General features: G+C 66.7%; 22 protein-coding genes. 17 read left to right on the top strand and 5 right to left on the bottom strand.

Features of this window, described 5'->3' with window-relative positions; translation table 11 throughout:
- The first annotated feature begins 61 nt into the window (after positions 1–61).
- The 11 genes from ACZK2R_RS12415 to ACZK2R_RS12365 all read left to right on the top strand — a co-directional run bounded on the left by ACZK2R_RS12415 (position 62) and on the right by ACZK2R_RS12365 (position 12,319).
- Positions 62–988: a LysR family transcriptional regulator gene (locus ACZK2R_RS12415; protein WP_180838019.1), complete on the top strand. Its 927-nt coding sequence runs from the start codon at positions 62–64 to the stop codon at positions 986–988.
- Between the two features lie 185 nt (positions 989–1,173).
- Positions 1,174–1,677, top strand: a complete 504-nt coding sequence (locus ACZK2R_RS12410; RefSeq protein ID WP_049462496.1) for an RNA polymerase sigma factor — start codon at positions 1,174–1,176, stop codon at positions 1,675–1,677.
- A gap of 82 nt (positions 1,678–1,759) precedes the next feature.
- A complete protein-coding gene (locus ACZK2R_RS12405) occupies positions 1,760–2,713 on the top strand; it encodes a FecR family protein (RefSeq protein WP_180838018.1) in 954 nt (317 codons plus the stop codon).
- A 183-nt stretch (positions 2,714–2,896) separates the two neighbouring features.
- Complete coding sequence (locus ACZK2R_RS12400; RefSeq protein WP_180838017.1) at positions 2,897–6,019, top strand: TonB-dependent receptor; 3,123 nt, start codon at positions 2,897–2,899, stop codon at positions 6,017–6,019.
- Positions 6,020–6,072: 53 nt separating this feature from the next.
- Positions 6,073–6,837: a Slam-dependent surface lipoprotein gene (locus ACZK2R_RS12395; protein ID WP_032129432.1), complete on the top strand. Its 765-nt coding sequence runs from the start codon at positions 6,073–6,075 to the stop codon at positions 6,835–6,837.
- Positions 6,838–6,927: 90 nt separating this feature from the next.
- The gene (locus ACZK2R_RS12390; protein WP_180838016.1) at positions 6,928–8,382 is read left to right on the top strand and encodes a surface lipoprotein assembly modifier; all 1,455 of its coding nucleotides are present in this window, start codon (positions 6,928–6,930) and stop codon (positions 8,380–8,382) included.
- Positions 8,383–8,518: 136 nt separating this feature from the next.
- Positions 8,519–8,923 (top strand): response regulator, encoded by a 405-nt coding sequence (locus tag ACZK2R_RS12385; protein ID WP_019337750.1) that lies wholly within the window; start codon positions 8,519–8,521, stop codon positions 8,921–8,923.
- A 9-nt stretch (positions 8,924–8,932) separates the two neighbouring features.
- On the top strand, positions 8,933–10,528 hold the full coding sequence (locus ACZK2R_RS12380; protein ID WP_125893634.1) for a sensor histidine kinase: 1,596 nt from the start codon (positions 8,933–8,935) through the stop codon (positions 10,526–10,528).
- Between the two features lie 70 nt (positions 10,529–10,598).
- A complete protein-coding gene (locus ACZK2R_RS12375; protein WP_005413623.1) occupies positions 10,599–10,940 on the top strand; it encodes a type II toxin-antitoxin system prevent-host-death family antitoxin in 342 nt (113 codons plus the stop codon).
- A 3-nt stretch (positions 10,941–10,943) separates the two neighbouring features.
- Positions 10,944–11,570 carry an ATPase gene (locus ACZK2R_RS12370; RefSeq protein WP_132810239.1) on the top strand — a complete coding sequence of 209 codons (627 nt, stop codon included), beginning with the start codon at positions 10,944–10,946 and terminating at the stop codon, positions 11,568–11,570.
- Positions 11,571–11,677: 107 nt separating this feature from the next.
- Complete coding sequence (locus tag ACZK2R_RS12365) at positions 11,678–12,319, top strand: hypothetical protein (protein WP_180838015.1); 642 nt, start codon at positions 11,678–11,680, stop codon at positions 12,317–12,319.
- A 19-nt stretch (positions 12,320–12,338) separates the two neighbouring features.
- Here ACZK2R_RS12365 and proP read toward each other — a convergent pair whose 3' ends face one another.
- From proP to ACZK2R_RS12350, 3 genes are all read right to left on the bottom strand, one after another.
- Positions 12,339–13,826 (bottom strand): glycine betaine/L-proline transporter ProP, encoded by a 1,488-nt coding sequence (gene proP / locus ACZK2R_RS12360; protein WP_180838014.1) that lies wholly within the window; start codon positions 13,824–13,826, stop codon positions 12,339–12,341.
- A gap of 263 nt (positions 13,827–14,089) precedes the next feature.
- The gene (locus tag ACZK2R_RS12355) at positions 14,090–14,218 is read right to left on the bottom strand and encodes a hypothetical protein (protein WP_256200907.1); all 129 of its coding nucleotides are present in this window, start codon (positions 14,216–14,218) and stop codon (positions 14,090–14,092) included.
- An 85-nt stretch (positions 14,219–14,303) separates the two neighbouring features.
- A complete protein-coding gene (locus tag ACZK2R_RS12350) occupies positions 14,304–14,531 on the bottom strand; it encodes a hypothetical protein (protein ID WP_180838013.1) in 228 nt (75 codons plus the stop codon).
- Positions 14,532–14,693: 162 nt separating this feature from the next.
- On the opposite strand from ACZK2R_RS12350, the gene ACZK2R_RS12345 reads away from it, so the two are divergent.
- The 3 genes from ACZK2R_RS12345 to ACZK2R_RS12335 all read left to right on the top strand — a co-directional run bounded on the left by ACZK2R_RS12345 (position 14,694) and on the right by ACZK2R_RS12335 (position 17,887).
- On the top strand, positions 14,694–15,110 hold the full coding sequence (locus ACZK2R_RS12345) for a baeRF12 domain-containing protein (RefSeq protein WP_019337746.1): 417 nt from the start codon (positions 14,694–14,696) through the stop codon (positions 15,108–15,110).
- Positions 15,111–15,115: 5 nt separating this feature from the next.
- Positions 15,116–15,439 (top strand): thioredoxin family protein, encoded by a 324-nt coding sequence (locus tag ACZK2R_RS12340; RefSeq protein WP_180838012.1) that lies wholly within the window; start codon positions 15,116–15,118, stop codon positions 15,437–15,439.
- Positions 15,440–15,541: 102 nt separating this feature from the next.
- On the top strand, positions 15,542–17,887 hold the full coding sequence (locus ACZK2R_RS12335) for a GH92 family glycosyl hydrolase (RefSeq protein WP_180838011.1): 2,346 nt from the start codon (positions 15,542–15,544) through the stop codon (positions 17,885–17,887).
- Positions 17,888–18,324: 437 nt separating this feature from the next.
- On the opposite strand, the gene ACZK2R_RS12330 is transcribed toward ACZK2R_RS12335, so the two are convergent.
- The gene (locus ACZK2R_RS12330) at positions 18,325–19,704 is read right to left on the bottom strand and encodes a sensor histidine kinase N-terminal domain-containing protein (RefSeq protein WP_180838010.1); all 1,380 of its coding nucleotides are present in this window, start codon (positions 19,702–19,704) and stop codon (positions 18,325–18,327) included.
- Positions 19,697–20,371, bottom strand: coding sequence for a response regulator (locus ACZK2R_RS12325; protein WP_006370279.1), 675 nt, complete (start codon positions 20,369–20,371; stop codon positions 19,697–19,699). Before ACZK2R_RS12325 ends, ACZK2R_RS12330 begins: the two co-directional genes overlap by 8 nt.
- Positions 20,372–20,433: 62 nt before the next feature.
- Here ACZK2R_RS12325 and ACZK2R_RS12320 point away from each other — a divergent pair, with 62 nt between their 5' ends.
- Genes ACZK2R_RS12320 through ACZK2R_RS12310 form a run of 3 tightly spaced genes read left to right on the top strand, consistent with a single transcriptional unit; the run spans position 20,434 to position 25,924 of the window.
- Positions 20,434–21,681 carry a TolC family protein gene (locus tag ACZK2R_RS12320; RefSeq protein WP_180838009.1) on the top strand — a complete coding sequence of 416 codons (1,248 nt, stop codon included), beginning with the start codon at positions 20,434–20,436 and terminating at the stop codon, positions 21,679–21,681.
- Complete coding sequence (locus ACZK2R_RS12315; RefSeq protein ID WP_180838008.1) at positions 21,678–22,850, top strand: efflux RND transporter periplasmic adaptor subunit; 1,173 nt, start codon at positions 21,678–21,680, stop codon at positions 22,848–22,850. The genes ACZK2R_RS12320 and ACZK2R_RS12315 overlap by 4 nt, the downstream gene beginning before the upstream one ends.
- Positions 22,847–25,924: an efflux RND transporter permease subunit gene (locus ACZK2R_RS12310; RefSeq protein ID WP_125893612.1), complete on the top strand. Its 3,078-nt coding sequence runs from the start codon at positions 22,847–22,849 to the stop codon at positions 25,922–25,924. Before ACZK2R_RS12315 ends, ACZK2R_RS12310 begins: the two co-directional genes overlap by 4 nt.
- The last annotated feature ends 54 nt before the right edge of the window (positions 25,925–25,978 follow it).

Genomic DNA, 25,978 nt, shown 5'->3' with positions numbered 1-25,978 from the left:
GCCGTCATAGTCCTATCTGGTGAACAATGGCGGCAGGCCGTGGGCCGCAGGAGATCGCCCCGTGTTCATCGCAGATATCCGCCGTTGTGACCTCAACGACCTGTTCTATTTCGCCATGGTGGTCGAGCACGGCGGCTTCTCGCAGGCCGGTCGGGCGCTGGCCATGCCGAAGTCGAAACTGAGCCGGCGCATCGCGCTGCTGGAAGAACGGTTGGGCGTGCGCCTGATCCAGCGCTCGACCCGGCGTTTCTCGGTCACCGAGGTCGGCCAGGACTACTACCGCCATTGCAAGGCAATGCTGGTCGAGGCGGAGGCGGCCGAAGAAGCGATTGCGATGTCACGCGCCGAGCCGCGCGGCACCATCCGCCTGGCGTGCCCGATCGCGATCCTGCACGCGCGCATCGGCCCGATGCTGGCCGACTTCCTGGCCCTGCATCCGCAGGTGACGATGCAGCTGGACGCCACCAACCGCCGCGTGGACGTGGTGGGCGAGGGTGTGGACGTGGCGATCCGGGTAAGGCCGCCGCCATTGGAAGACAGCGACCTGGTGGTGCGCGTGCTGGCACGCCGGGTCTGGTGCACCAGTGCCAGCCCGGCGCTGCTGCAACGGTTGGGTACGCCGCAGGTGCCGGCCGACCTGGCGATGATGCCGACCGTCGATCTGGCCTCGCCCAGTCAGCAGCATGTGTGGGAGTACATCGGGCCGGACGACGTGCAGGCCAGCGTGCATCACCGCCCGCGCCTGGTCAGCGATGACATGATCGCGCTGCGCGCAGCCGCGGTGGCCGGGGTCGGGCTGTTGATGCTGCCGCGGATGATGATCACCGATGAGCTGGACAGCGGCGCGCTGGTGCCGGTGCTGCCGGAGTGGGTGCCGAAGCACGGCATCGTGCATGCGGTGTTCCCTTCGCGGCGTGGGCTGCTGCCGGCAGTGCGTGCGTTGATCGATTACCTCGCCGAGCGTTTCGAGGCGTTGGACGAACCGTAGGCTCCGCATCCACGCATGGCGTGGATCTACTGGATCCGGCGCCGCCTGGGAGATCCACGCCATGTGTGGATGATCCTGGTGCCGCGCGACAGGCTTTCGCTTGCCGCCTGCGGCCGCGCAGCCCACAATCCATGTCCGGACCGTCGCCATCACGCCCATCATTCCCCGGTCCGGCCTTGGCACCTATGTCTCCCAATGCCCTGGCGCTGGTCGAGCTGCTGATCCGCGAGCGCCGTGCGTTGTCTCGCTTCATCGCGCGCTATCTCGACCCGGCCAGTACCGAGGACACCCTGCAGAACCTGTACCTGAAGGCCAGCAGCGTGCCCGGTGATCCACCGATCCTGGAGCCGCGCGGCTATCTGTACCGGATGGCCTATCACCATGCGCTCAACCGCAGCCAGGCCGACGCCCGCGAGCGGCGCGCGATGGCCGAGTACGCCGCCGACATGGCCGAGGCGGGCCACGACGGCGAGGCCCAGGCACTGGACCAGGCACAGCTGCGCGAGATCACCCAGACCATCCTCGCGCTGCCAGCGCAGGTGCGTGAGTGCTTTGTGCTCAACCGCTACCTGGGCCTGAGCGAGCGTGAAATCGCCACTCGGCTCGGCATTTCCAAGAGCCTGGTCGGCAAGCATGTGCTGCGCGCGGCACTGTTGATCCAGCAGCACCAGCAGGGAATGCATCGATGAGCGGCGATTGCAGTGGGCAGATCGCGCCCGCCGTTGTCACAACAGGAAAGCGCACCCGTTCGTGGTGCGGCAGGCCACAACCATGACCACGTCCGAACCCTCGCCGCGTCAGGCCAGGCAGGCGTTGCGCTGGGTGATCCGGTGCAGTGCAGGCCCGCTGCCGGAACGCCAGCAACGAACCCTGCAGCGCTGGCTGCAGGCCGATCCACGCCATGCGCTGGCCTGGCGCCAGCAGACGGCGTTCTGGCGGGGGCTGGATGCCGCCGGGCCCGAGGTGCTGGCGGCGCTGCCCGAGCTCACCACCGATCGCGAGGGCCTGCGCCCGATCGCGCCGCGCCGCCTGCCATGGCTGCTGGCCAGTGCCGCCGCTGTGGTTCTGATGGTCGCGGCCGCACCGCAGGCGCTGTTGCTGGCACGCAGTGACCTGCGCAGCAGCGATACACCACGCGTGGTGCAGCTGGAAGACGGCAGCACCGCCGTGCTCGATGCGGGCACCGCATTGGCGGTTGCGTTCGATGGCCAGCAGCGGCACCTGCGCCTGCTGCGCGGCCAGGCCTGGTTCCAGGTGGCCCATGAGGCGCGACCGTTCCAGGTCGAGGCGGCGGGCGGCCTGGTCCGTGACATCGGTACCGCCTTCAGTGTGTCGATGCTGGATACCACGGTCACCACCCAGGTCAGCGAGGGTGTGGTCGACGTGCGTCCGGGCGATGGCAGCGTACAGCGCCTGCATGCGGGGCAGTCACGCGTGTTCCGTGACGGTCGCTGGCTGCAGCCTGTGCGGCTGGAAGATCCCGAGGCCGTGGCGCCATGGCGGCGGGGCGAGGTAGTGATCGATGATCAGTCGGCCACGCAGGCCATCGCCGATCTGGCGCGCTACCATCGCGCCCCGGTCTGGGTACTGGGTGGGCAGGGTGCAGGCGTACGGGTCAGTGGCTTGTTCCACCTGCGGCAGCCGGAGACGGCCATCGATGCGGTGGCCGCGCAGGCAGGACTGCGAGTGCAGCGCTTGCCCGGCGGCGCGCTGGTGGTGTGGTGAGGCCCGCGCAGCACCTGGATGAACGGGCCGCATGAAAAAAACATGAAAAAAGCCGTGGGCACCTGCAGTGTCCCGCTGTCTATAGAGGTATAGCCAGAGCGAAACACCGTTTTTCCTCAAGCCAGACACACCACCGGCACCGGATGTGCCCGTGGTCCAGCCACGCTTGAGGAGTTCCTGTCCATGCCGTCCACGGCATCCGCCTGTCATCGTCGCGCCACCGTTCTGGCCCTGGCCGTTTCCACCGCATTGCTGCCGCTGGCCTGGGTGCCGACCGTGCAGGCACAACCGGCGATCGTCGCGCCGCTGCGCCAGTACGCCATTCCGGAGCAGCCACTGGCTGATGCCGTACGTGCCTTTGGCCGCCAGGCCGATGTGCAGGTGGTGTTCCGCAGTGACCTGGTGGAGGGCCGCCGCTCCAGTGCGGTGAGTGGCGAGTACAGCCAGATGCAGGCCCTGCAGCAGCTGTTGCGCGGCAGCGGCGTGCGTGCACAGCGCGGCATGGACGGTACCTGGAGCCTGCGGGCCGCAGCGGAGGCGGGTGAGGGCGAAGGGGTGCGGGTGACCGAAACACTGGACGTGGCCGGTCGCCTTCAGTCGGAAGGGGGTGAGGCCCGCGATCGGCGTGGCTACGACGATGTGTTCGCGCTGGACATGACCACGGCGTATTCGGGGCGCGACCGGGTGGAACGTTACCGTGGCTCCAATCCGGCCGACGTGGTCAAGGATCTGGTCGGTGTGTTCAGTGGCGATGCGCGCAACAGCGGCGCGCTGGACGTCAATATCCGTGGCATCCAGGGGCCCGGGCGGGTGCCGGTCAGCATCGATGGCGGCGAACAGGCGCTCACGGTCTGGCGTGGCTACAACGGCGTCAGCAACCGCAACTACATCGATCCCAACCTGATTGGTGGCATCCAGGTCATCAAGGGGCCAGGGCTGGTGCGCGATGTGCACAGCGGGATCGGTGGTGCGCTGGTGATCAAGACCATCGACGTTGACGACATTGTTGCTGCCGGCGAACGCTTCGGCGGGGAGCTGAAGATCGAAGGCAGCAGCAATGCGGTGGCACCGCGCCTGCCGCGCCTGCACACCGGCGAGGATTACCGCACCGTGCCGGGGTTCCCGCAGGGCTCGCCGAACTCACCCTATAACGACCGCACCCTGGTGGTGCCGGTGAAGTCGCGCAGCGGCAACAACCCCTTCGATGGCGAAGACCAGGCCTGGCGGTTGGCACTGGGCGTACGCGGCGACAACGTCGACCTGATGGCCGCCTACGCCTGGCGCAAGCGCGGCAACTACTTCTCCGGCAGCAAGGGAAGCGCGTACTACGACCAGGACCGGCGCGAGCAGTACGAGTACCAGGGCATCGACTACATCACCACGCTGGCGCGCTACTTCAAGCCCGGCGATGAAGTGCCCAATACCTCCAGCGAACAGGAGTCCTGGCTGGTCAAAGGCAGCTGGCAGATCAACGATGACCAGCAGTTGAAGGCGACCTGGCGGCGCACGCTGTCGCACTACGGCGAGATCATGCCGTCGCGCATCCTGTCGGCCCCGGACTACGGCCGCATCCAGTGGCCGCTCAGCCGGGTCGATTCGGATGTGTGGAACCTGGAATACCGTTTCCAGCCCGCCGGCAGTCGTTGGCTGGACCTCTACGCCAACCTGTGGCGCACGGAGACGGACAGCGATACCTACAGCGCTGGCGGCTTCCCGAACTTCGCAGTGGGTAATCCGGCGTGGAATCCGGACGCCAGCCCGATCCTGCGCAACACCGCGCTGGCCAACGCGCGCAACGACCGCACCGGCCTGATCCTGAGCAATCGTTTCGCCCTGCATTCGACCCTGGACCTGACCGTGGGCGGCAACTGGCAGTACGAGAAGCTCGGCTCGAGCGATCCGTACTTCGGTACCACCGATGGCTGGCGCATGTTTCCGCGTGCCGGGCGCCGACAGGAGGGCGAGGGCTACCTGACCCTGGAGTGGCGGCCGGTCGACTTCCTTACCCTCAATGCAGGCGTGCGCTACAGCCGCTACTGGGCCTTCGACGATTTCCTCGAGGCGCACCCCGAGCTGCTGACCAAGGGCGTAGGTGGCAAGGAAGCGCAGTACACCGTGAACGAGTTGCCGCCCCGTCCCGCCAATCTGCAGGCCCGCATCGACGCGTTGGAAGCACGCCGCGCCGTATGGGAAAAGCGCGGCATGGGCTGGTTCATCGATGACAGCATCCGTGCCTTGCTGGCGCCGTACGAGACGCCGCGTCCGGTCAGGTACACGCGGCCCTGGCTGCCCGATGCCGATGGCAACTACACCCGCGCCGGCAATCCGTGCCTCAATGGCGAAGTGGCGGCCATTCCCGGCGTGCAGCCGGTGTTCGCCGGCAGCGACCAGGTCTGCAACATCGGTAACAGCGTACAGTCGCAGCCGGTCGATGCACGCAACAGCCGCCGCCGCGACCATGCCTGGCTGCCGACCTTCTCGGCCACTGCACACCTGTCCCCGGCCGCCCGTGCCTACGTGCGTTACAGCGAAGCGGTGCGCTTCCCGAGCATGTTCGAAAGCACGATCGCCTTCTCCGGCAGCCTCAATCCGCTGCATGCGCTCAAGCCCGAGCACGCCTACAACTACGAAGTGGGCTACGTGCACAACCTGTCGGCCCTGTTCGGCAACACCGCCGATGCCGACGTCAAGCTGGCGTACTACGTGCACAAGACCCGTGACGTGATCGAGCGCGATGGCAACTTCCTGTTCGACAACATCGACAAGCAGACCATCCGTGGCATCGAACTGCAGGCCCGCTTCGACAACCGGCGCTTCTTCACCGATCTGGGCATCACCCGCACGCTGGAAAACGAGGTGTGTGACGAGAGCACGGCGGTGCTCCTGGATGCGAACCGCGGCCTGGTCCCGAACTGCGTGCAGGATGGTTTCGTCGGTGGCTACCTGCTGACCCAGGCCATTCCCAAGCTGTCGATCAACTGGTCGCTGGGCACGCGCCTGTTCGATGAACGCCTGGAGCTTGGCAGCCGCATCGTGCACTACCAGCGCCACGAGAACCCTGATCTGCAGGCCTACCGTGACCGTTTGCTGAGCGGTGGCAGCGGCCTGCTCTGGCAGAACGTGCCGTTCACCTGGGGAAACATCACCACCGTCGATGCCTATGCGCGCTGGCGCTTCAACGAGCATGCCAGCGTCGAACTGGTCGGCAGCAACCTCGGCAACCGCTACTACGTCGATCCAGCCACGCGGTCCACGCTGCCGGCTCCGGGTCGCACCCTGAAGCTCGGCGTCACCGCACGCTTCTGATCTCCCACCTTCAAGCGTTGTACCCGTAGTTCCCTCAACCAAGGAGCAATACCATGAAAATGATCTCCCGTTCGGTTCTCGCCGTTGCTGCCTCGCTGGCTCTGGTCGGTGCCGCGCATGCTGCCGATATCGTCGGTGCCGCCAGTGCCAAGACCGATGCCGAGCTGTATGTGGCGGTTGGCGAATCGCAGGTCAATGGCGGCCCGCACCGCGCTGGCAAGGCCGGTATCGGTGTCGGTACCGTGTCCCAGGCCAAGCCGGTGGACTTCCAGGGCCTGAGCGCCTACTCGGCACCCACCACCGTCAATGGCGTGACGGTACGTACCCTGGCCATGCCGATCACCGGCGCACCGGGCAGCCACGCCGGCATGGGCCACTTCAACTTCGTCAAGGTCGGCAGTGGCGATGTCTGGTTCGGTGAGTGGTCCAAGGATGGCGCCGCCGGTGGCTTCAACAACCGCCAGGTCTACTTCGTCGGTGACCGCGCCGGCACCACGTTGCCTGCTGGCGTGGCGTCCTACACCGTTGCTGGCCTGAACAAGTTCAACGGCAGCAACCTGCTGAGCGGCACCTTCGACGCCGACTTCGGCGCCGGCACCCTGGATGGTGCGCTGTCGGGCAACGGCCTGAACCTGGCCATCGTTGCCAACATCAACAGTGCCGACGCATCGTTCGCCGGTTCGGCCACCGCCAACGGCAGCGTTGCCGGCACCACCCAGGGGCAGTTCTTCGGCGCCAACGCGGCCGCCCTGGCCGGTATCGCCACCTTCAGCGGCAACAGCCAGTACGACACCGCCTTCGGCGGCAGCAAGAACTGATTGCCACGCCCCTGACGGGGCAGGGCAGGGACAAGCCGCGATCCGCCAGTCCCTGCTTCGGCCCGCTGCATGCACCACCACGGATCGACCATGCGCCATCCCATCTTCCTTGTCGTACTGCTGCTGGCGGCCGCCGACGTGCGCGCCCAGCAGGACGATCTTCGCCGCGTGCTCGAACAGGGCACCGACCTGCGCCACCAGCAGCAGGACCAGCAGCGCCTGCAGCAGGCCGAGTCGGAGCGACCGACCATCACCATCGACGGCCAGACCCTGCGCGTGGAGCGCACGGTCGATGATCTGGGCCAGGCGCTGTACCTGTCGCTGCAGCATCAGCAATGGGGCGCCGCGCAACGCTTCCTGGATGAATACATCGAACTGCCTGGCCACGACCCGTTGCTGCGCCACTATGCGCAGGGCGGCCTGGCGCGGGTGGCCGGCAATCACCATCGCGCGGCCAACGAGTACGAGGCGCTGCTGGAGGCACAGCCGGATTTCCTGCCGGCCCGCCTTGAACTTGCGCGCGTCTACGCCGAAGACCAGCGCGATCGCGATGCGGTGGCGTTGTTCACGGCGATCGCGGATGCCATCAGTGCCGATGACCCCGCCACCGCAGGTGTACGCGGACGGGTGGACGCCTATCTGGCTGCGCTGCAGGCGCGCCAGCGCTGGAAAGGCGCGCTGTCCGCCGGCCCGGCATGGAGCGACAACATCAACCGCAGTTCGGCCAGCCGCACCTGCCTGTTCGGGGTAGGCGACACCTGCATCATTCAGCGCAATCTTCCCGATGCCCAGCGCGCCATGGGCCTGGACTACGACGGTAACCTCGAACGTCGCTGGGCCTTGAAGGGCCACCATGGCGTGTACGTGCGTGGCCTCGCATTCGGCCAGGCATGGCGTGGGCACAGCGCCTACAACGAGCTCAATGCCAACGTGCAGGCGGGTTACAGCTGGCGTAGCGCACGGCATACCCTGCAGATCGCCCCCAGCTATGACTATCAGGGCCTCGGCAACCGGGCCCTGCAAGGCGGTAGCGGGCTGCATGGCGAATGGCAATATGCGCTGGACGCGCGCAGCCTGCTCAAGCTGGAGGCCGACTGGAAGCGCCAGCGCTATCGCCAGCGTGGCCTGGCCAGCAATTACGACGGTGAGCTGGCCGCGGTGTATGCCACCTGGTTCCGTGCGCTCAACCCGCGCTGGACCCTCTTTGCCGGGCTGGACCTGAGTGACAGCAGCGCCGCCAACCCAGCCAACGGCTATCGCCAGCGCGGCGTGCGGCTGGGTGCAGCGCGGCAATGGAGTGGCACCACCGCCACCGTATTCGTCTCGTTGCGCGAGCGCGACTACGACGCGTGGAGTCCGCTGCTGGAGGCGCGGCGTGAGGACAGCGAACAGAACCTGATCGCCATCGTGCGCAGCGAGCGCCTTGCCGTGGCCGGGCTGGTACCCAGCCTGAGCCTGCGCTACGCGCGCATCGACAGCAACGTTGGCTGGCTGTACAGCCACGACCGCAGCCTGCTCAGCCTGAAGTGGGAGCGGGCCTTCTGAACACGCCGCTGCAATGCCGCGGTGAACGGGCCGTGGCCACGATCTTCATCCATCATCACGCGCTCTTGTAGCCCGGTTCGCGCATCCTGCGGGCGTTGCGGCAGAGCTGGGCCGCGTGTATCGAGGAGCGCCGGTCGTGCTGGAAGCGGGCAACAAACCAGAGGGCCTGAAAGGGCTGCGTGTACTGGTGGCGGAGGATGAATTCGCCATCGCGATGTTCCTGGTCGACTATCTGGAGCTGAAAGGCGCACAGGTGGTGGGGCCGGCCGGTGACCTGCAGGCGCTGGGGCAGCTGGTCGATACCCATCCCATCGATGTGGCATTGCTGGACATCAACCTGGGCGGTGAGCAGGTCTATCCGCTGGCCGATCGGCTGGCCGAGGCCGGTACGCCCTTTCTGCTGACCTCCGGTTACGACGACAACTTGCCCAGCCGCTTCGCCAGCGCGCCGCGCTGTACCAAGCCTTATCACATCGAAACCCTGGTGCAGCAGCTGGCCGGGCTGGTGGCGGCGCCGCAGGTCTCTGCGGGCATCGCCTGATTGCGCGGCATGTCGCGCCGTCCTGAAGGCATCCACGCCGCCAAGCTGCGTGGCTCGATGCCACCTGCGCCGCGCCTGCATGCGCGCCACGATGGCATGGCCGCGCGCATCGCCCGTCACGACTGGTCGTCCACGCCATTGGGTGCCTGTGAGCAGTGGCCGCCCCACCTGCGCGCCACTGTCGACCTGATGCTGGCCCATGGCTTCCCGATGATCGTGCTGTGGGGCGAGCAGCTGGTGCAGCTCTACAACGATGGTTATGCCGAGATCCTGGCCGACAAGCATCCCGGCGGGCTCGGCCAGCCGACCCGCGAGTGCTGGCCCGAGGTGTGGCATATCAACGGGCCGATCTACCAGCGCGTCTGGCAGGGCGAAACCATCACTTACGAGGACAAACTCTATCCCCTGGCGCGCCGCGGGTGGTTGGAGGACGTCTGGTTCACCATTACCTACAGCCCGATCCGTGGCGAGGAGGGGCGCATCAACGGCGTGTTGGTGACCATGTTCGAGACCACAGCGGCACATGTGGCCCAATTGGCACGCGAGCGCGAAGAGCAGAAGCGGCGGGAGGCGGACCGGCGCTTGGCATTGGCCTTCAAGGTGCTGCCGGTAGGTGTCTGCATTGTCGACACCGAGGGGCGCTTGCAGCTGTCCAACGACCAGATGCGTGCCTACCTGCCCAGCGGCAAGGTGCCTTCCACGGATGAGGTGAACCTGCATCGATGGCGTGGGTGGCATGCGGACGGTAACGCCATCGAGGCGCACGACTTCGCCATCGCGCGCGCAATGCGCGGCGAGACCGTGGTGCCGGGGCTGGAGTTCCAGTACCTGCATGATGATGGCCGCGCGCGCTGGACCCGGGTCGCTGCCGCGCCCCTGCGCGATGGCGACGGTGAGGTCAGCGGGGTATTTGCCATCGCGGTGGACATCGACGACCTCAAGCGTGCCACTGAGCGTCAATCGGTATTGCTGGCCGAACTGCAGCACCGGGTGCGCAACATCATGTCGACCATCCATGCCATTGCCTGGCGGACCCGCGAGTCGGTCAGCAGTGTGGATGAATACGCTGAACGGTTGTGCGGGCGACTGATGTCGCTGGCACGCACGCAGAGCCTGCTGACCCGTGGTGCCAATGCCGGCGTCTGCCTGCGTGGCATGCTCGAAGAGGAGATCGCTGCGCAGACGCCGGCAGCGGCCGCCTACCGCCTGCAGGGCGAGGACGTGCTGCTGCCGCCGAAAGCAGCCGAAGTACTGTCCCTGGCGATCCACGAATTAGCGACCAACGCGCTGAGGCATGGCGCGCTCACCCATGAGGATGGCCGGATCGAGGTCACCTGGGATCTGCAGGTTCAGGCCGGCCAGCCATGGTTGGGCCTGCACTGGTGCGAGCGTCATGCCGAGGTGGAGGACTGGGAGCTGCCACGCCAGCGCGGCCTGGGCCGGGCGCTGATCGAGCAGCGCGTGCCGTACGAGCTGGCTGGCAGCGGGGAGCTGCGCTTTGGCCCACAAGGCCTGGATGCCTGGATCCGCTTCCCGTTGCGGGAGCGCGACAGCCTGCTGCAGACCGATGCTCCGGGCGCGGCGGCGGAGGGTTCCGTCAGGTAAAGGTCCATTTATCCCCAATTGGGCCAAATTGGGCATAATGGCCTCAACTATCCCCGTCTGGAGCCGTGCCATGACCCTGCCGCTGGATCTGCCTGGCCTCGAAAAGGCCCCGGCCTCGTCGGTGAAGACCCGTGGCTGGCCGAGCCTGATGCGCACCGTGCGCGAGAAGCAGGCACTGGTCATCACCAACCACAATCATCCGGAAGCGGTGATCGTGGATATCCGCACGTACCAGGAGCTGCTGGCCAAGGCCGCCGGCGGTGACGCCGGTGAGCGCAGTGAAGAACTGCTGCGCCTGCGCGGTGAGTTCGACCAGACCCTGGCCAGCCTGCAGCGCGGTGAGGGGCTGGGCAAGGTGCTGGGCCAGCCGATCCGCCGTGGCCGCAAGGTCACCCTCGGCCGTCCGCTCTGAACGATGGGGCGGATCCTGGTGCTGGCCGGCGTCAATGGCGCCGGCAAAAGCTCGCTGCTGGGTACCTGGCTGGAAGCCGAAGGACTGAGCTGGTTCAACCCCGATTCGTTCACCCGCCGCCTGGTCGAGGCTGGCTGGCCGCTGCCCGAAGCCAATGCCGAGGCCTGGCAGGAAGGCACCCGCCGCCTGCGCCAGGCCATGGCCGATGGCACGGACTTCGCCTTCGAAACAACGCTGGGTGGCAACACCATTCCGCGCCTGCTGCGCGAGGCCTGCGAGCACCATCACGTCGCGATCTGGTTCTGTGGCCTGGCCACGGTCGAGCTGCACATCGCCCGCGTGGCGGCGCGGGTAGAGGCCGGTGGCCACGATATTCCGGTGGAAAAGATCCACGCCCGCTTCGATTCGGCGCGCGAGAACCTGTTGGACCTGCTGCCGCACCTGGCTGAGCTGCATGTCTACGACAACAGCGCGCCGGCCGACGCAGAAGGCTGCGCCGCGCCCCTCCCGGTGCTGGCGATGGAGCGCGGCCAGCTGCAGTACCCGGTCTCGGTGGCCGAACTGCTGCACACGCCGGACTGGGCCAAACCGATCGTGATGCGTGCGATGGAGTTGGACACCCCGCAGTAGATCCACGCCATGTGTGGATGTCTTTCACATCGCGCGAAGGCGCGCCGTGCACGACTGGGCGCCACCGGAGCTGCGGTTAGACTGACCGCACACTCAAGGAGGATGACATGCACGGACCTGCAACGCTCCGCTCGAGCCCGATCCGCCTGACGCTTGCAGCGCTGGCGCTGTCCTGCACGCCGGCGATGGCCGCGTCGCCCGCCGCCAAGCGACCATCGCCGCCCAGCCTGGTGCAGGCCTTGCACGCCGCCGAAGCCAGTCTGCGACTTATTCCAGGCGGCGATATCGAATCGGACTTCCGCCCGGCGTGGACGGCTGTTGCCGATCTCGATGGTGATGGCCGTTCGGAGGTTGTGTACTTCTACACATCTACCTACACCGGTGGCAGCTTCGCGCAAAGCAATGTGGTGGCGGTGATGACGGAGCTGACGGCGAACGATCCGCGCGGCCAGGCAAATCCGAAGAGTCTGTCGCGGATGGAGGCCGAGGATTTCGCGGCCATCCGGGAGTCAGGCTATGGCGATGATGCCGGCATCCAGATTCCTGGTGCGGTGCAGGCGATCCGAATCGAGGGCAACCGGATCATCGTTGCCTTCACTGTTACCGCGGGCGCAACGGTCTGCGAAATTCCCCGCGATTTTCGCCACGTCTGCCCGCCAGAGGGGCCCTATGAGTGGACCCTGCGCTGGACGCCCGGACAGCTGGCCCGCGAGGGCGGGGACGCCGAGGCGCCCCCGGACGGGGCGTGACATCGGTGCCGGCGTGGTATCAGGCCGGCTTGGGCGCCTCACCTTCACTTGCTTCCGGCAACGGCGGCAGGCTCGGGTCCACTGTCACTGGCAGATCGCTCTTCAGCAGCGCAGCGGCTTCCTTGTCACTGCCTACCGCCGGCGGTGAACCGCGCAGCGGCAGGCCGGCGGTTTCCTTCACGAACAGCATCGTGATCAGGCCGATCACCGCTGCGCCCATCAGGTAGTAGGCCGGCACCAGCGGGTCGCCGGTACGTTCCACCAGCCACGCGGTCACCAGCGGCGTGGTGCCACCGAACAACGATACCGAGACGTTGAAGGCGATCGACAGCGCGCTGTAGCGCACCGGGGTATAGAACAGCGCCGGCAGCGTGGACGGCATCGAACTGGTGAAGCACACCAGCGCCAGGCCCAGCAGCATCAGGCCAAGGAAGATCATCCAGTCGTTGCCGCTGCCGACCAGCAGCAGGCACGGAATGGCCAGCACCAGCAACGCAATGCAGGCGCCGATGATCATCGGCCGGCGGCCCAGCTTGTCACTGAACAATCCGCCGACGATGTTCAGCGGCATCATCACCAGCATCACGATGATGATCAGCAGCAGGCCTTTGCTCTCGGCGTAGCCCATGGTGACGCTGAGGTAGCTGGGCATGTAGGTCAGCAGCATGTAGTCGGTGACGTTGAACACCAGCACCAGGCCCATGCACACCAGCAGTTGGCGGCCGTGCACCTGGAACAGCGCGGTCAGCCCGGGCCGGTCGTGCTCGCGCTTCTCGGCTTCCTCGGCGAAGGCGCGGAATGCCGGGGTCTCTTCCAGCTTCATTCGCATGTACAGGCCGAGCAGGCCCAGCGGGCCAGCCACCAGGAATGGAATGCGCCAGCCCCAGTCCAGCATCTGTTCGCTGCTCAACAGCATGTGCAGCGCGGTCACGGTACCGGCGCCGGCGATGTATCCGCCCAGCGTACCGAACTCCAGCCAGCTGCCCATCAGGCCGCGGTTGCGGTCGGTGGAATACTCGGCGATGAAGGTGGCCGCACCGCCATACTCGCCGCCGGTGGAAAAGCCCTGCACCACACGCGCCAGCAGCAACAGCACCGGTGCCCAGATGCCGATCCGCTCGTAGGAAGGAATCAGGCCGATCGCAAAGGTACCCAGCGCCATCAGGATCATGGTGAACGCCAGCACCTTCTGGCGCCCATAGCGGTCGCCGAGCGGGCCGAACACCAGGCCGCCGAGTGGACGCACCAGGAATGCCACGGTGAAGGTGGCGAAGGCTGCGATCACCTGTGCGGTGGGATTGCTCGACGGGAAGAACACCTGGCCGATGGTGACGGCCAGATAGCCGTAGACACCGAAGTCGAACCACTCCATGGCATTGCCGAGTGCAGCGGCACCGACGGCGCGCTTGAGCATGGGCTTGTCGACGACGGTGATCTCATCGACCTTCAGGTGGCGGCGGCGTTTGAACCAGCCGAAGTGGGCATGGGAATCGGGCGTGTCCTGCATAGGGGCTCCCTTGTAGGTATGGAATAGGGGAATGGGTGCTGTGGTGTGTCCCGGAAATCGGAAACGGCGATGCAGGCGCAAGTGGCGCAGGGGCATCGGAAGGGGGCGTGGGGGCCGGGGAATGTGTGCAGGCGCAACGCCACGCGCACGGCAAAGCACCGCCGCAAGGGCGGAAACGCGGCAACGGGATCACAACGGCCGCGCAGTTGGCAGCCGCGTGTCACATCAGCGTGTGGGGATGGCAGGCCGTGGGCCTGCGGGCGTCATCCGCCGGGATCCAGCGCGAGGCGATGGAAATGCAGGGCGGGAGCAATCGTGGCAAGCGAAGCGCCGGTCGGCAGTGCTTCCCACGTAACAGGTGCGCCCGTCACGTAGTGGGTCGTGTCGATCATCCGTTCATCATAACGGCACCGGCGTGAGCGTGCAGCGAAGCGGGCTGATCTGCACGCTGTGTTCCACGTCGCCTGTTCAGAAGGCTCAGGCCGACTTCGCCAGCAAACCGAACATCGTGCAGGCCATCGCCAAGGCGCCCGGCAGTGCCAGTTTCCGCGTGACCAGTGCGGCGCCGATCATCGTGAGCACCGAGAGCATGATGGCCAGGGCGAAAAACGGTTGGCCCTGCAGGAACTGGTGGATGCAGCCGGCGCAGCCGGCAATGGCCAGGCTGGTGGCGAAGCAGATGTGGAACAGTGAGCCAGCGTGCACAGAGGTTCCTCGCGATGATGGAGGCCATAGCGGCAGGCCTCCCGGTAAATTTAGGGCGGATTTCAGATTGCGATGACGGAATCACATCCTGTACGCGCTCTGGTGACATCGGCGTGCATAAGGTGGAGCACACACCCACTTTTCAAATTGATGGAGGATGCAATGGCGCGGACGATTCCCGAAGGAACGCTGATCGTGGTAGCCGACGGTGGTTCGGCACGGGTGTTTACCAACGTGGGCAGCAACCATCAGTTGACCCTGAAACAGGAGGGCGAGCTGCGCCTGCAGGACATCAGTGAGCAGGGCGTGTCCGGGCAGGGGCCTGCGGGTGCCGTGCCGAAGGACATGTCGGTCTCGCAGCTCAACGAGGCGACGTTCGCCAAGCAGGTGGCCGAACAGCTCAATGAGGATGCCTTGAAGAACCGCTATGCGCACCTGGTGTTGATCGCCGACCCGACCACGCTGGGTCGCATTCGTCCGCTGCTGCATAAAGAGGTCCAGGCGCGATTGCTCGGGGATATTGCCAAGGACCTGACCAACGCGCCGCTGGAAGACATCCAGAAGGCACTGGCGGCGTAGCGCTCATGCCGTTCATGCGTGATCACCTTCCGACCGAGCCCACCTTTGCGGGGGTGGCGGCGCAGGCTGGGTGGCAGGTGCTGGAGTTCGGTGCGCCCTGGTGCGGTCATTGCCAGGCCGCGCAGCCCGCGTTGCAGGCCTTCGTCGAAGCGAACGATCTGCCGCATTGGAAGATCGAGGATGGCAAGGGAAGGCCATTGGGGCGAGCGTTCAAGGTGAAGCTGTGGCCGACAGTGGTGCTGCTGCGCGATGGAGAAGAGGTCGCGCGGGTGGTGAGGCCGCTGGACAGTGCGGACCTCATGTCGTTGCAGAGCGCGCTTCCCGGTTGATGATTGAACCCGGCGCGGGACACCGGGCAGTCGCACTGCAGCATGCGGCGTGACAGGCCCGGTGCTAGCATCCGGCTACCACCTGAATCGATCCAAACGCCGATGCCCACGCTGGACCGTCGTCTCCTGATTGCTGTCGCCGCCACGGCAATGCTCGCTTCCGGCCTGGCGTCGGCCGCTCCCGCCAAAACCGCCGCCGACAAGGCCTACGCCTCGGTCGACCCGTTCATTGGTACTGGAGGTGAAGGCCACACCTACCCGGGTGCCACAGTGCCGTTCGGAATGGTCCAGCTCAGCCCGGACACACGCATCCAACCACGCGAAAAGGCCTATGGCTGGGCAGCCGGCTATCGCTACGACGACAGCAGCATCGTCGGCTTCTCGCACACGCATTTTTCCGGCACCGGTCATTCGGACCTCGGCGACATCCTGCTGATGCCGTTCACCGGCACTCCCGGCCTGGAGCGCGGTGATCCGGAAAAGCCACGCAGCGGCTACGCCTCGCGTTTCCGCCACGACGACGAGAAGGCCGAGCCGGGCTACTACGCAGTCACCCTGGATGACTACCAGGTGCGCGCGGAGCTGACCACCAGTGCGCGCGTGGGCGTGCACCGCTATGCCTTCCCCAAGGGCGCCGATGCCAAGGTGCTGCTGGACATGCGCACCAGCATGTACGACTACCCGGGCAAGGTGCTGTGGTCGCGGGTGCGGGTGCGCGCCGATGGCACGGTGACCGGCTTCCGCGAAACCCGTGGTTGGGCGCCGGGCCGCCAGCTGTATTTCGCGATGCGTTTCTCGCGGCCGCTTTCCGGGCATGAGCTGCACAACACCGAGCAGGACATTGTCTACAAGGGCTTCCCGCCGCCGGGCGAGAAGAATCCGGCGCAGCGCGCACAGATCGAGGGGCGCCAGCTGGTCGGCACCTTCGCCTTCGGCAAGCTGGATGCACCGCTGGTGGTCAAGGTGGCGATCTCGCCGGTCAGCGAAGCCGGTGCCATTGCCAACCTCGACGCGGAAGTGGCCGGCTTCGATTTCGACCGCGTTCGCGCGCAGGCCAAGCAGGAATGGACGCAGGCGCTGTCGGTGCTGGATATCGACGCCCCCGAGCACGCCCGGCGCAGTGCCTATACCGCGCTGTACCACACCCTGCTGGGGCCGACGCTGTTCATGGATGCCGATGGCCAGTACCGCGGCTCGGACAACGCGGTGCACCAGGCCAAGGGCTACACCAACTACTCCACGTTCTCGCTGTGGGATACCTACCGCGCGCTGCATCCGCTGCTGACGCTGGTGCAGCCGGAGAAGCGCAACAGCGACTTCGTCAATTCGATGCTGGCCCACCATGAGCACAGCCCGTACGGCATGCTGCCGGTGTGGTCATTCCATGGCCTGGAAGACTGGTGCATGATCGGCTACCACGCCGTGCCGGTGATCGCCGACGCCTACGTGAAGGGCATCCGCGGCTTCGACGCCGACAAGGCACTGAAGGCGATGGTCGAGACCGCCAACTACGGGCCCTACGACGGCATCGCGCAGTACCGCGAGCTGGGCTATGTGCCGATCGACGAGGAAGGCGAAGCGGCCAGCAAGACACTGGAGTACGCCTTCGACGACTGGACCATCGCGCGCATGGCACAGGCGATGGGCAAGACCGATGTTGCGGCCACCTTCGACAAGCGCGCCGGCAACTGGCGCAATGCTTTCGACGAGGACACCGGCTTCATGCGCGCGCGCAAGCGTGATGGCAGCTTCCGCACCCCATTCGATCCCAGCGCCAGTGGATACGGCACCGACTACACCGAGGGCAATGCCTGGCAGTACTCCTGGTACGTGCCGCAGGATGTGGCCGGTCTGGCGGCAGCGCACGGTGGCAGTGACAAGCTGCTCGCGCGCCTGGACGAGGTGTTCAACGCCAAGGTCGACCCGTCCATCTTCGAGCACATGGAAGACATCACCGGGCTGATCGGCTGGTATGCGCACGGCAACGAGCCCAGCCACCACGTCGCCTACCTGTATTCGTATGCCGGTCAGCCGTGGCGCACGCAGGCGCGCCTGAAGCAGATCATGGATACCCAGTACGCCGACCGCCCCGATGGCCTGGCCGGCAATGATGACGTCGGCCAGATGTCGGCGTGGTACGTGTTGACCGCCTTGGGCTTCTACCCGGTGGCCCCGGGCTCGGGCGAGTACATCCTGGGTCGCCCGTTCCTGCCGAAGACCGCAATGCGCCTGCCGAACGGCAAGACGTTCACCATCGTGGCCGATGGGCTGGATGACAAGCACACCTATGTGGGCAATGTGAGCCTCAACGGCAAGCCATTGCAGCGCACCTTCCTGCGCCACGACGAGATCCTGGCAGGTGGCGAACTGCGCTTCAGCATGCAGGCCGAGCCGAACAGGGACTGGCCGGGGCAGGGCGCGCAGGCGCCGTATTCGATGAGCCGTTGATGATGGGTAGGTGCCAACCAAGGTTGGCATCTACCGGAATCCGCCGGCTGGGGTGCTTTTGGTAGGTGCCAACCTTGGTTGGCATGCAGAACATCAACGGCGCCAACCAAGGTTGGCGTCTACCGGAATCCGCCGGCTGGGTGCTTTTGGTAGGTGCCAACCTTGGTTGGCACACGGGACGTCAACAGCGCCAACCAAGGTTGGCATCTACCGGGATCCGCCGGCTGGGGTGCTTTTGGTAGGTGCCAACCTTGGTTGGCATGCAGGACATCAACGGCGCCAACCAAGGTTGGCGTCTACCGGAATCCGCCGGCTGGGGTGCCTTTGGTAGGTGCCAACCTTGGTTGGCATGCGGGACGTCAACAGCGCCCACCAAGGTGGGCGTCTACCGGATGGCGTGACCGGGTGGGTGCCAACCTTGGTTGGCACGCAGGACGTCAGCGGGATCGAAACCGCATCCCCACCCGCGCGCCACCGATCGGGGCGGTATCGATCACCAGCGCCGCATCATGCCGCTGCGCGATCTCGGCCACGATCGCCAATCCCAGTCCGCAGCCGTCGCCTTCTGTGCTGGCCCGGTAGAAGCGTTCCGTGACGCGCGTGCGCTCGGCTTCGGCAATGCCGGCGCCATCATCGTCCACCCATACCTGTACGCCTTCGGTCTCCTGCCGAAGGCCGAGGGTGATCACACCTGGTAGGGAACCGTAGCGCAGCGCGTTGTCCAGCAGGTTGCCTAACGCCTCGCGCAGCAGCTGCGGATCGCCCTGTACCTGCACGCCGTCGTCGGGCCCGTCATAACCCAGGTCCACGCCTGCAGCCAATGCGCGGTCCGCATAGCGCTCCACCACGCCACGCGCCAACGCGGCCAGGTCCACTGGCTGCAGCGGCAGTGCGCTGCCATGTGGATCTTCGGAGCGGCTCAACATCAGCAGTTGGTTGACCAGATGCTGCAAGCGGGCCAACCCGGCCAGCGTGCCGGACAGCGCCAGCTGCTGGGCCTGCGGATCATGCTGGCGCAATGAGCTCTCCAGCTCCACCTGCATGGCCGCCAACGGTGTGCGCAGTTGATGTGCGGCGTTGCTGACGAAGCGCCGCTGCGCATCCTGCATCGCGTCCAGGCGCTGCAGCAGGGCGTTGTAGGCCTCAACCGCCGGCCACAGTTCGCGCGGTGCCTCCTGCGCCGGATCCAGCGGTGCCAACGGATCCGGCCGCGGGCTGGCCAGCTTCCGTGCGACCAGGTTGGCGTGGCCTGCGGCGGCGCCGGTGCCGGACCAGGCCAGCCACGCCGCCAGTGCCAGGATCGCGGCCTGGAACGGCACGCTGGTCAGCAGCAGCTTGCGTTCCAGCCGGTGGCGCTTGCGCAGCGTCTCGGCCACGCGCAGCCGGATGTCATGGCCCGGCCCGGCGCTGACCACCACTTCGACCATGCGCACCGGTTGACCACGCAGACGCGCATCGTAGTAGACCGCATCGTCATTCGCGGCGGCGCTCGCCGGACGCGGCAATGCCTCGGGCAGATCGCCATACAGGCGCCCTCCTGCGGCGTCGACCACCTCGCCATGCACTTCGTCGGCGGTGTCCCAGGTGAACATGCGTGATACCGCCGGGGTGATCTCGATGGATGCGCGGCCGTCCTGCACCGTCACCAGCTCGGACAATGACATCGCCGAGTCCAGCAGCCAGCGGTCGTAGACCTGGCCGGCATAGAAGCGCGCCAACGCGAATGAACCCACCGCACTGCACAGCAGCAGTACCAGCAGCGGCAGCCACAGGCGCCGCAGCAACAGGCCACGCAGGCTGTGCACGCGCTCAGTCACCCACGGCCTCCAGCCGGTAGCCGAGGCCGCGCAGCATGCGGATGCCGACGCCGGCGCGGGCCTGCTCCAGCTTGCGGCGCAGGCGGCTGACGTGCACCTCGATCACCGACAGGTTGGCCTCGTGGTCCCAGCTGTAAAGCGCATCGAACAGGCGCTGCTTGGTCACGGTGCGGCCGGGGTGCTGCATCAACGCTTCGACCAGCGACAGCTCGCGCGCGGTCAGCTCGATACGCTGGCCGTCCACCTGCACTTCGTTGCGGATGCTGTCGAAGCACAGCCGGCCCAATCGCTTCTGTGCCGGTGCGTCACTGCGGCGGCGCGACAACGCACGCAGGCGCGCTTCCAGCTCGCCCAGCGCGAATGGTTTTGCCAGGTAGTCATCACCACCGCGGTCGAGGCCGAGGATGCGGTCCTCCACGCCATCGCGTGCGGTCAGGATCAGCACCGGCAAGGTGGCGCCATCGTTGCGCAGGCGCGAGAGCAGGTCGAGGCCATCCACGTCCGGCAATGAAAGGTCCAGCACCATCACGTCATAGGGTGCACTGGCCAGCGCCGCAGGTGCGTGCAGTCCGCGCGAGAGGTGGTCGCACAGATGGCCGGCACCTTGCAGGGCGCGGATCAGTCCATCGGCCAGGGCGGCATCGTCTTCGATCAGCAGGATTCGCATTGCAAGCTTCGTGCAAGGTTGGGGCAAGTTTGGCGCAAGTGCATCACCTTACCTTGACGCACATGAATTTCTCCTCTCGTCTTGCGGCCGTGCTGGCCACTCTTCTGTGCGCGCCTGTGGCTTCGGCGCTGTCCCTGCAGGACGCGCAGCGCGCAATGGACGCACACAACCCTGACCTGCGTGCGGCGGCACTGGAGCTGCGCGGTGTGCAGGGCGATGCGCAGACGGCGGCATTGCGCCCGGCCACCGAGCTGTCGCTCGGTACCAGCAAGGTCAGCCCCAAGCATGGCATCGGCCCGGGGCGCTGGCAGGACAAGCGCGTGGACAGCACCGTGGGCCTGGGCTGGACCTGGGAACGTGGTGGCAAGCGTGCGTTGCGCATCCGCCAGGCCGACGCGCTGCTGGAAGTCGCAGGGCTGGAGATGCTCGATACCCGTCGCCGACAACAGGTGGCACTGCATGAAGCCTATTTCGGCCTGAAGGGCGCGCAGGAGCGGGCCCAGATTGCCGACGCCAACCGGCAGAGTTCGGCCGAGCAGATGGCGGCGGCGGATAAGCAGGTTGCGACAGGGGCGATGGCGCCGGTGGATCGCGCGCGCCTGGCGGTGGACGACCTGGCTGTGGCGGATGCGGCGCGCGAGGCAGCATTGGATCTGCGTGACGCGCGGCATGCGCTGGGCCTGCTGCTTGGACGCGACGACAGCCAGGACCTCAGCGCCGATGATCCGTGGCCGGCTGCCAGCAGCGTGCCCAGCGTGCGTGTCTCCGACGCGCAGCAGCGCGTGGATCTTCGCGCTGCACGCTCGCGCCTGGCGGCCGCCGATGCCGGCGTGGCCCTGGCGCGCAGCGAGCGCCATCGCGATATCCAGCTGGGCGTGGAGGCCGAACGAGAGCCGACCGACATCAGCGGTGTTACCTGGGGCGTGTCGTTGACCATTCCGCTGGGGGGGCCGTCGCGCGCGCGCGGCGCGATCCAGCGTGCCGAGGCCGACCGTGACAGCGCCGCGCTGGAGCTGCAGGTGCTGCAGCGCGAAGCACGCGCCGAGCTGGACCAGCTGCAGGCCAGCGCGCAGTCCGCCGCACAGCGCCGCAGCGACTATGAGGGACTGCAGTCCGACGCCGCACGCAGGGCGGTGCAGGGCATCGAACTGGCGTACCGGCGCGGTGCCGCCAACCTGACCGATCTGCTGGATGCGCGCCGCAGCTGGCGCGATTTCGAGGCCGCGCTGATCGAGGCGCGCACCGACCATGCCATTGCCCTGGCGCGCTGGGAAGCCGCCACATCCGTTGCCGAAGGAGAATCCCGATGAAGTCCACCGTCGCCCATCGCCCACGGGCGCGACATGCCGTGCTGCCGGCGTTGCTGGCGCTGGCCCTGCTGAGCGGCTGTGGCCGCGAGCCAGCGTCCTATACCGAGGATGCGCCCCAGGTCAGCGCGGGCCAGATCCAGTTTCCCGCCGACAGCCGCCAGCTGGACGTGCTGCGCAGCGAGACAGTCAGTGCCGGCGCCAGCGCCAGCCTACAGCTGCCGGGCCGGGTGGTCTGGGATGAGACGCGCTCCAGCGCACTTCACACGCCGCTGCCGGGGCAGGTAGCGCGCATCGAGGCACAGCCGGGACAGAAGGTGAAAGCCGGCCAGGTCATCGCCTGGATCACCTCGCCCGAGTTCGGCCAGGCTCAGGCTGAAGGTGCCCGTGGTCGCGCCGAGCTGCAGCAGGCACGCAAGGAACTGGACCGTACCCGCGAACTGCATGCGGCGGGAGTGGCGTCGGGTCGTGAACTGGACGAGGCCGAGGCAAACTTCGCTGGCAGTCAGGCTGATCATGCACGCGCGGCCGCCTTCGCCAAGGCCTATGGCAACGGCCAGCGCGTCGACCAGCGCCTGCCGCTGCGCGCGCCCATCGATGGCGTGCTGGTGGAGCGGCGGATGAGCCCGGGCATGTCGGTCAGCCCCGACAGCGATCAGCCGTTGGCAGTGATCGGCGATCCGGACCGCCTGTGGCTGTTGCTGGACATTCCCGAAAGCCTGGCCGGACGTTTGAAGGCCGGCATGCAGGTGAGCGTGCCGGGTGCAGATGGCCAGCCGCTGCAGGCGACCCTGCAGCATGTGGATGACTTCGTCGACAGCGAACGCCGCGTGGTGCAGGCGCGCGCCGAGCTGGACAACCGCGCACGCGGCTTCAAGGCGGGACAGTATGTGCGCGCCCAGGTGGCGTTGCCGGCCGAGGGCGGTGTCTCGTTGCCCGATGCGGCGGTGCTGCTGATCGACGGCAAGCAGGTAGTGTTCGTGGAAGAGGGCAAGGGCCGCTACGTGCGCCACGCCGTGCACGCCGAGGAGCTGGGTGACGGTCGACTGTGGGTGCGTGACGGTCTGGCGGCTGGCAGCAGGGTGGTGGTCGAAGGGGGCCTGCTGCTGCAGCAGCTGGTCGACAGCGCGCCAGCGGCCGCCAGCACCGGCGCGGGGCATGCCGCCCCATGATCGATCGCCTGATTGCCTATTGCCTGCGCCAGCCGCTGATGGTGATGCTGGCACTGCTGTTGTTCATCGGCGGCGGCATCGCCGCGTTCCGCGTGCTGCCGGTGGAGGCCTTCCCGGACGTCTCCGACACCCAGGTGACGGTGGTGTCGCTGCACCCGGGCCGCGCCGCCGAAGAGGTGGAACGCGAAGTGACGATGCCGCTGGAAGTGGCCTTGTCCGGCATTCCGCATTCGGTGCGGGTGTTCTCGCATACCCAGTTCGGCCTGTCGATGATCATCCTGACCTTCGACGACAAGGCCGACGACTATTTCGCGCGGCAGCAGGTGCTGGAGCGCCTGCAGGGCGTGGAGCTGCCGGAGGGCGTGACCCCGGAGCTGGAGGCGATGAGTTCGGCGGTGGGCGAGATCTACCGCTACGTACTCAAGGGCCCGCACATGACGCCGACCCAGCTGCGCACCGTGCAGGAATGGACGATGGAGCGCAGCCTGCGCACCGTGCCGGGCGTGGCCGATGTGATCAGCTTCGGCGGGTTCGCGCGCACCTTCCAGGTCAAACCGGACCTGGACAAGCTGCGTGATCGCGGCATCAGCCTCGGTGAATTCGCCGAGGCGCTGGAGAAGGGCAGCTCCAATGCCGGCGGCGGCTACGTGGAGCGTGGCCAGCAGCAGTTCCTGATCCGCGGCGTGGGCCTGATGCGTTCGCCGGGTGACATCGGCAACGTGGTGGTGGCGCAGCGAGGTGGCACGCCGATCCTGGTGCGCGACCTGGCCGGCATCGCCGATACCGGCCTGCCACGGCAGGGCCTGGTCGGCCAGGACGACAATGACGATGCGGTGTTCGGCATGGTGCTCATGCGCAAGGGCGAGAATCCGTCCGACGTGCTCGACGCCCTGCATGCGCGCATCGCCGAGATCGAAGCGAACCAGCTGCCGGCCGGGGTCAGCATCGAGCCGTTCTACGACCGCTCCTGGCTGGTGTCGACCACCTTGAAGACCGTCTTCCGCAACCTGCTGGAAGGTGCGGTGCTGGTGTTCCTGGTGCTGTGGCTGTTCCTGTACAACGCCCGCGCCGCGCTGATCGTGGCGGCGATGATGCCGCTGGCGCTGTTGTCGACCTTCCTAGGCCTGCACCTGTGGGGCGTGCCGGCCAACCTGCTGTCCTTGGGTGCGATGGACTTCGGCATCATCATCGATGGCGCGGTGATCGTCACCGAGCACATTGTCTCGCGATTGTCGAAGCTGCCACCTACGGCTGATCGGAAGACGCGGTTCTCGACCATTCTTTCCGCCGCATCGGAAGTGGGCCGGCCGACGTTCTTCTCGATGCTGATCATCATCGCCGCGCACATCCCGATCTTCACCCTGCAGCGCCAGGAAGGCCGCATGTTCGCGCCGATGGCGTACTCGGTGACCTCGGCCCTGATCGGTGCGTTGATCCTGGCGCTGACCGTGGTGCCGCTGTTCTGCTACTGGTGGCTGCGGCGCGACCGCATGCGCGACGGCAACCCGCTGATGGACCGCCTGACCGACTGGTACCGGCCGATCCTGGAGCGCGCACTGGCCCGGCCACGTGCGGTGGTGCTGACCGCAGTGGCGTTGCTGGTGGGTACGTTGGCACTGGGCACTCGCCTGGGCTCGGAGTTCCTGCCCGAGCTGGACGAGGGCTCGATCTGGCTGACCGCCACGCTTGACCCCAGCACCAGCCTGGCCGAAGCACAGCAGCAGTCGCGGCGCATCCGTGAGCTGGTTGGAACCTTCCCGCAGGTATCGACGGTGGTGGCCAAGCTGGGGCGGCCGGAAGACGGCTCCGATGCCAAGGGCGCCAACCAGATCGAGGCACTGGTGGCGTTGAAGCCGGAGAAGGAATGGCCGAAGGGGGTGGACAAGCGGCAGCTGGTGAGCGACCTGCAGCGCACGCTGGAGCAGCGCATTCCGGGGCCGGAGTTCTCGATCTCACAGCCGGTGCGCGACAACATCCTGGAGAGCATCTCGCAGATCAAGGGCCAGGTGGTGATCAAGGTCAGTGGCTCGGATCTGGACGTACTGAACCGGCAGGCGCAGGCGATCCTGGGCCAGGTGCGTGGCGTGGAGGGCGTGGAGAGTGCCTTCATTGACCGCGATGGCTCGTTGCCGCAGCTGCAGATCGAGATCGACCGCGACCGTGCAGCACGGTATGGGCTGAATGTGCGTGACATCGACGAAGTGATCGAGACAGCGCTGGGTGGGCGCCAGGTCGGCGAGCTGTGGGAGGGCGACCGCAGGTTCCCGATCACGTTGCGCCTGGACGATGCCGATCGTGACCTGCAGCGGCTGCGCACGGTGCCGGTGGGCATCGGCGATGGCCACACGGTGACGCTGTCCGACGTGGCCGACTTCCGCATGGCCAGCGGCGCGATCAACATCTCGCGCGAGAACGCACAGCGGGTGAAGGCAGTGAGCATCTTCATCGCCGGGCGGGACATGGGCAGCGTGGTGGCCGACATGCGCAAGCGCGTGGATGCCAGCGTGCAGCTGCCGGAAGGCTACCGGTTGGAATGGTCCGGTGAGTTCGAGAACCAGCAGCGTGCGATGAAGCGGCTGGGCTGGGTGATTCCGCTGTCGGTGCTGCTCATCTTCGTACTGCTGTTCGATGCCTTCAAGGACATCAGCAGCGCGGCGCTGATCCTGGCCAACGTACCGCTGGCGATGATCGGCGGCATCCTGGCGTTGTGGTTGACCGGCATTCCACTGTCAGTGTCGGCGGCGATCGGATTCATTGCGTTGTTCGGACAAGCGGTGCTGAACGGGGTAGTGATGCTCAGTCGTTTCGCCCAGCTGCGCGAACAGGGCATGGACCTGCTGCAGTCGGTGGTGCAGGGCTCGCTGCAGCGCCTGCGCACGGTGCTGATGACCGCACTGCTGGCGATGTTCGGCCTGCTGCCGATGGCGACCTCGCATGCGATCGGTGCAGAGACCCAGAAGCCGCTGGCGGTGGTGGTGATCGGTGGCCTGCTGTCGGCAATGCTGCTGACCCTGCTGGTACTGCCGACGCTCTACTACTGGGTGCACCGGCGTCGCGAGGCCCGCGCCGGCTGACGACGTGTAGAGCCGAGCCATGCTCGGCTGCTTCTGGCCTTTGCGCGAAGAGCA

Source organism: Stenotrophomonas sp. 96582_Sma (genome assembly GCF_056480905.1).
This window is presented reverse-complemented; position numbering and strand designations above follow the sequence as displayed.

Excerpts from the sequence above, each read along its gene's own strand:
- ACZK2R_RS12410 (WP_049462496.1), top strand. The coding sequence starts at position 1,174 with ATGTCTCCCAATGCCCTGGCGCTGGTCGAGCTGCTGATCCGCGAGCGC.
- ACZK2R_RS12405 (WP_180838018.1), top strand. The coding sequence starts at position 1,760 with ATGACCACGTCCGAACCCTCGCCGCGTCAGGCCAGGCAGGCGTTGCGC.
- ACZK2R_RS12400 (WP_180838017.1), top strand. The coding sequence starts at position 2,897 with ATGCCGTCCACGGCATCCGCCTGTCATCGTCGCGCCACCGTTCTGGCC.
- ACZK2R_RS12395 (WP_032129432.1), top strand. The coding sequence starts at position 6,073 with ATGAAAATGATCTCCCGTTCGGTTCTCGCCGTTGCTGCCTCGCTGGCT.
- ACZK2R_RS12390 (WP_180838016.1), top strand. The coding sequence starts at position 6,928 with ATGCGCCATCCCATCTTCCTTGTCGTACTGCTGCTGGCGGCCGCCGAC.
- ACZK2R_RS12380 (WP_125893634.1), top strand. The coding sequence starts at position 8,933 with ATGTCGCGCCGTCCTGAAGGCATCCACGCCGCCAAGCTGCGTGGCTCG.
- ACZK2R_RS12375 (WP_005413623.1), top strand. The coding sequence starts at position 10,599 with ATGACCCTGCCGCTGGATCTGCCTGGCCTCGAAAAGGCCCCGGCCTCG.
- ACZK2R_RS12370 (WP_132810239.1), top strand. The coding sequence starts at position 10,944 with ATGGGGCGGATCCTGGTGCTGGCCGGCGTCAATGGCGCCGGCAAAAGC.
- ACZK2R_RS12365 (WP_180838015.1), top strand. The coding sequence starts at position 11,678 with ATGCACGGACCTGCAACGCTCCGCTCGAGCCCGATCCGCCTGACGCTT.
- proP (WP_180838014.1), bottom strand. The coding sequence starts at position 13,826 with ATGCAGGACACGCCCGATTCCCATGCCCACTTCGGCTGGTTCAAACGC.
- ACZK2R_RS12355 (WP_256200907.1), bottom strand. The coding sequence starts at position 14,218 with ATGATCGACACGACCCACTACGTGACGGGCGCACCTGTTACGTGGGAA.
- ACZK2R_RS12345 (WP_019337746.1), top strand. The coding sequence starts at position 14,694 with ATGGCGCGGACGATTCCCGAAGGAACGCTGATCGTGGTAGCCGACGGT.
- ACZK2R_RS12340 (WP_180838012.1), top strand. The coding sequence starts at position 15,116 with ATGCCGTTCATGCGTGATCACCTTCCGACCGAGCCCACCTTTGCGGGG.
- ACZK2R_RS12335 (WP_180838011.1), top strand. The coding sequence starts at position 15,542 with ATGCCCACGCTGGACCGTCGTCTCCTGATTGCTGTCGCCGCCACGGCA.
- ACZK2R_RS12325 (WP_006370279.1), bottom strand. The coding sequence starts at position 20,371 with ATGCGAATCCTGCTGATCGAAGACGATGCCGCCCTGGCCGATGGACTG.
- ACZK2R_RS12320 (WP_180838009.1), top strand. The coding sequence starts at position 20,434 with ATGAATTTCTCCTCTCGTCTTGCGGCCGTGCTGGCCACTCTTCTGTGC.
- ACZK2R_RS12315 (WP_180838008.1), top strand. The coding sequence starts at position 21,678 with ATGAAGTCCACCGTCGCCCATCGCCCACGGGCGCGACATGCCGTGCTG.
- ACZK2R_RS12310 (WP_125893612.1), top strand. The coding sequence starts at position 22,847 with ATGATCGATCGCCTGATTGCCTATTGCCTGCGCCAGCCGCTGATGGTG.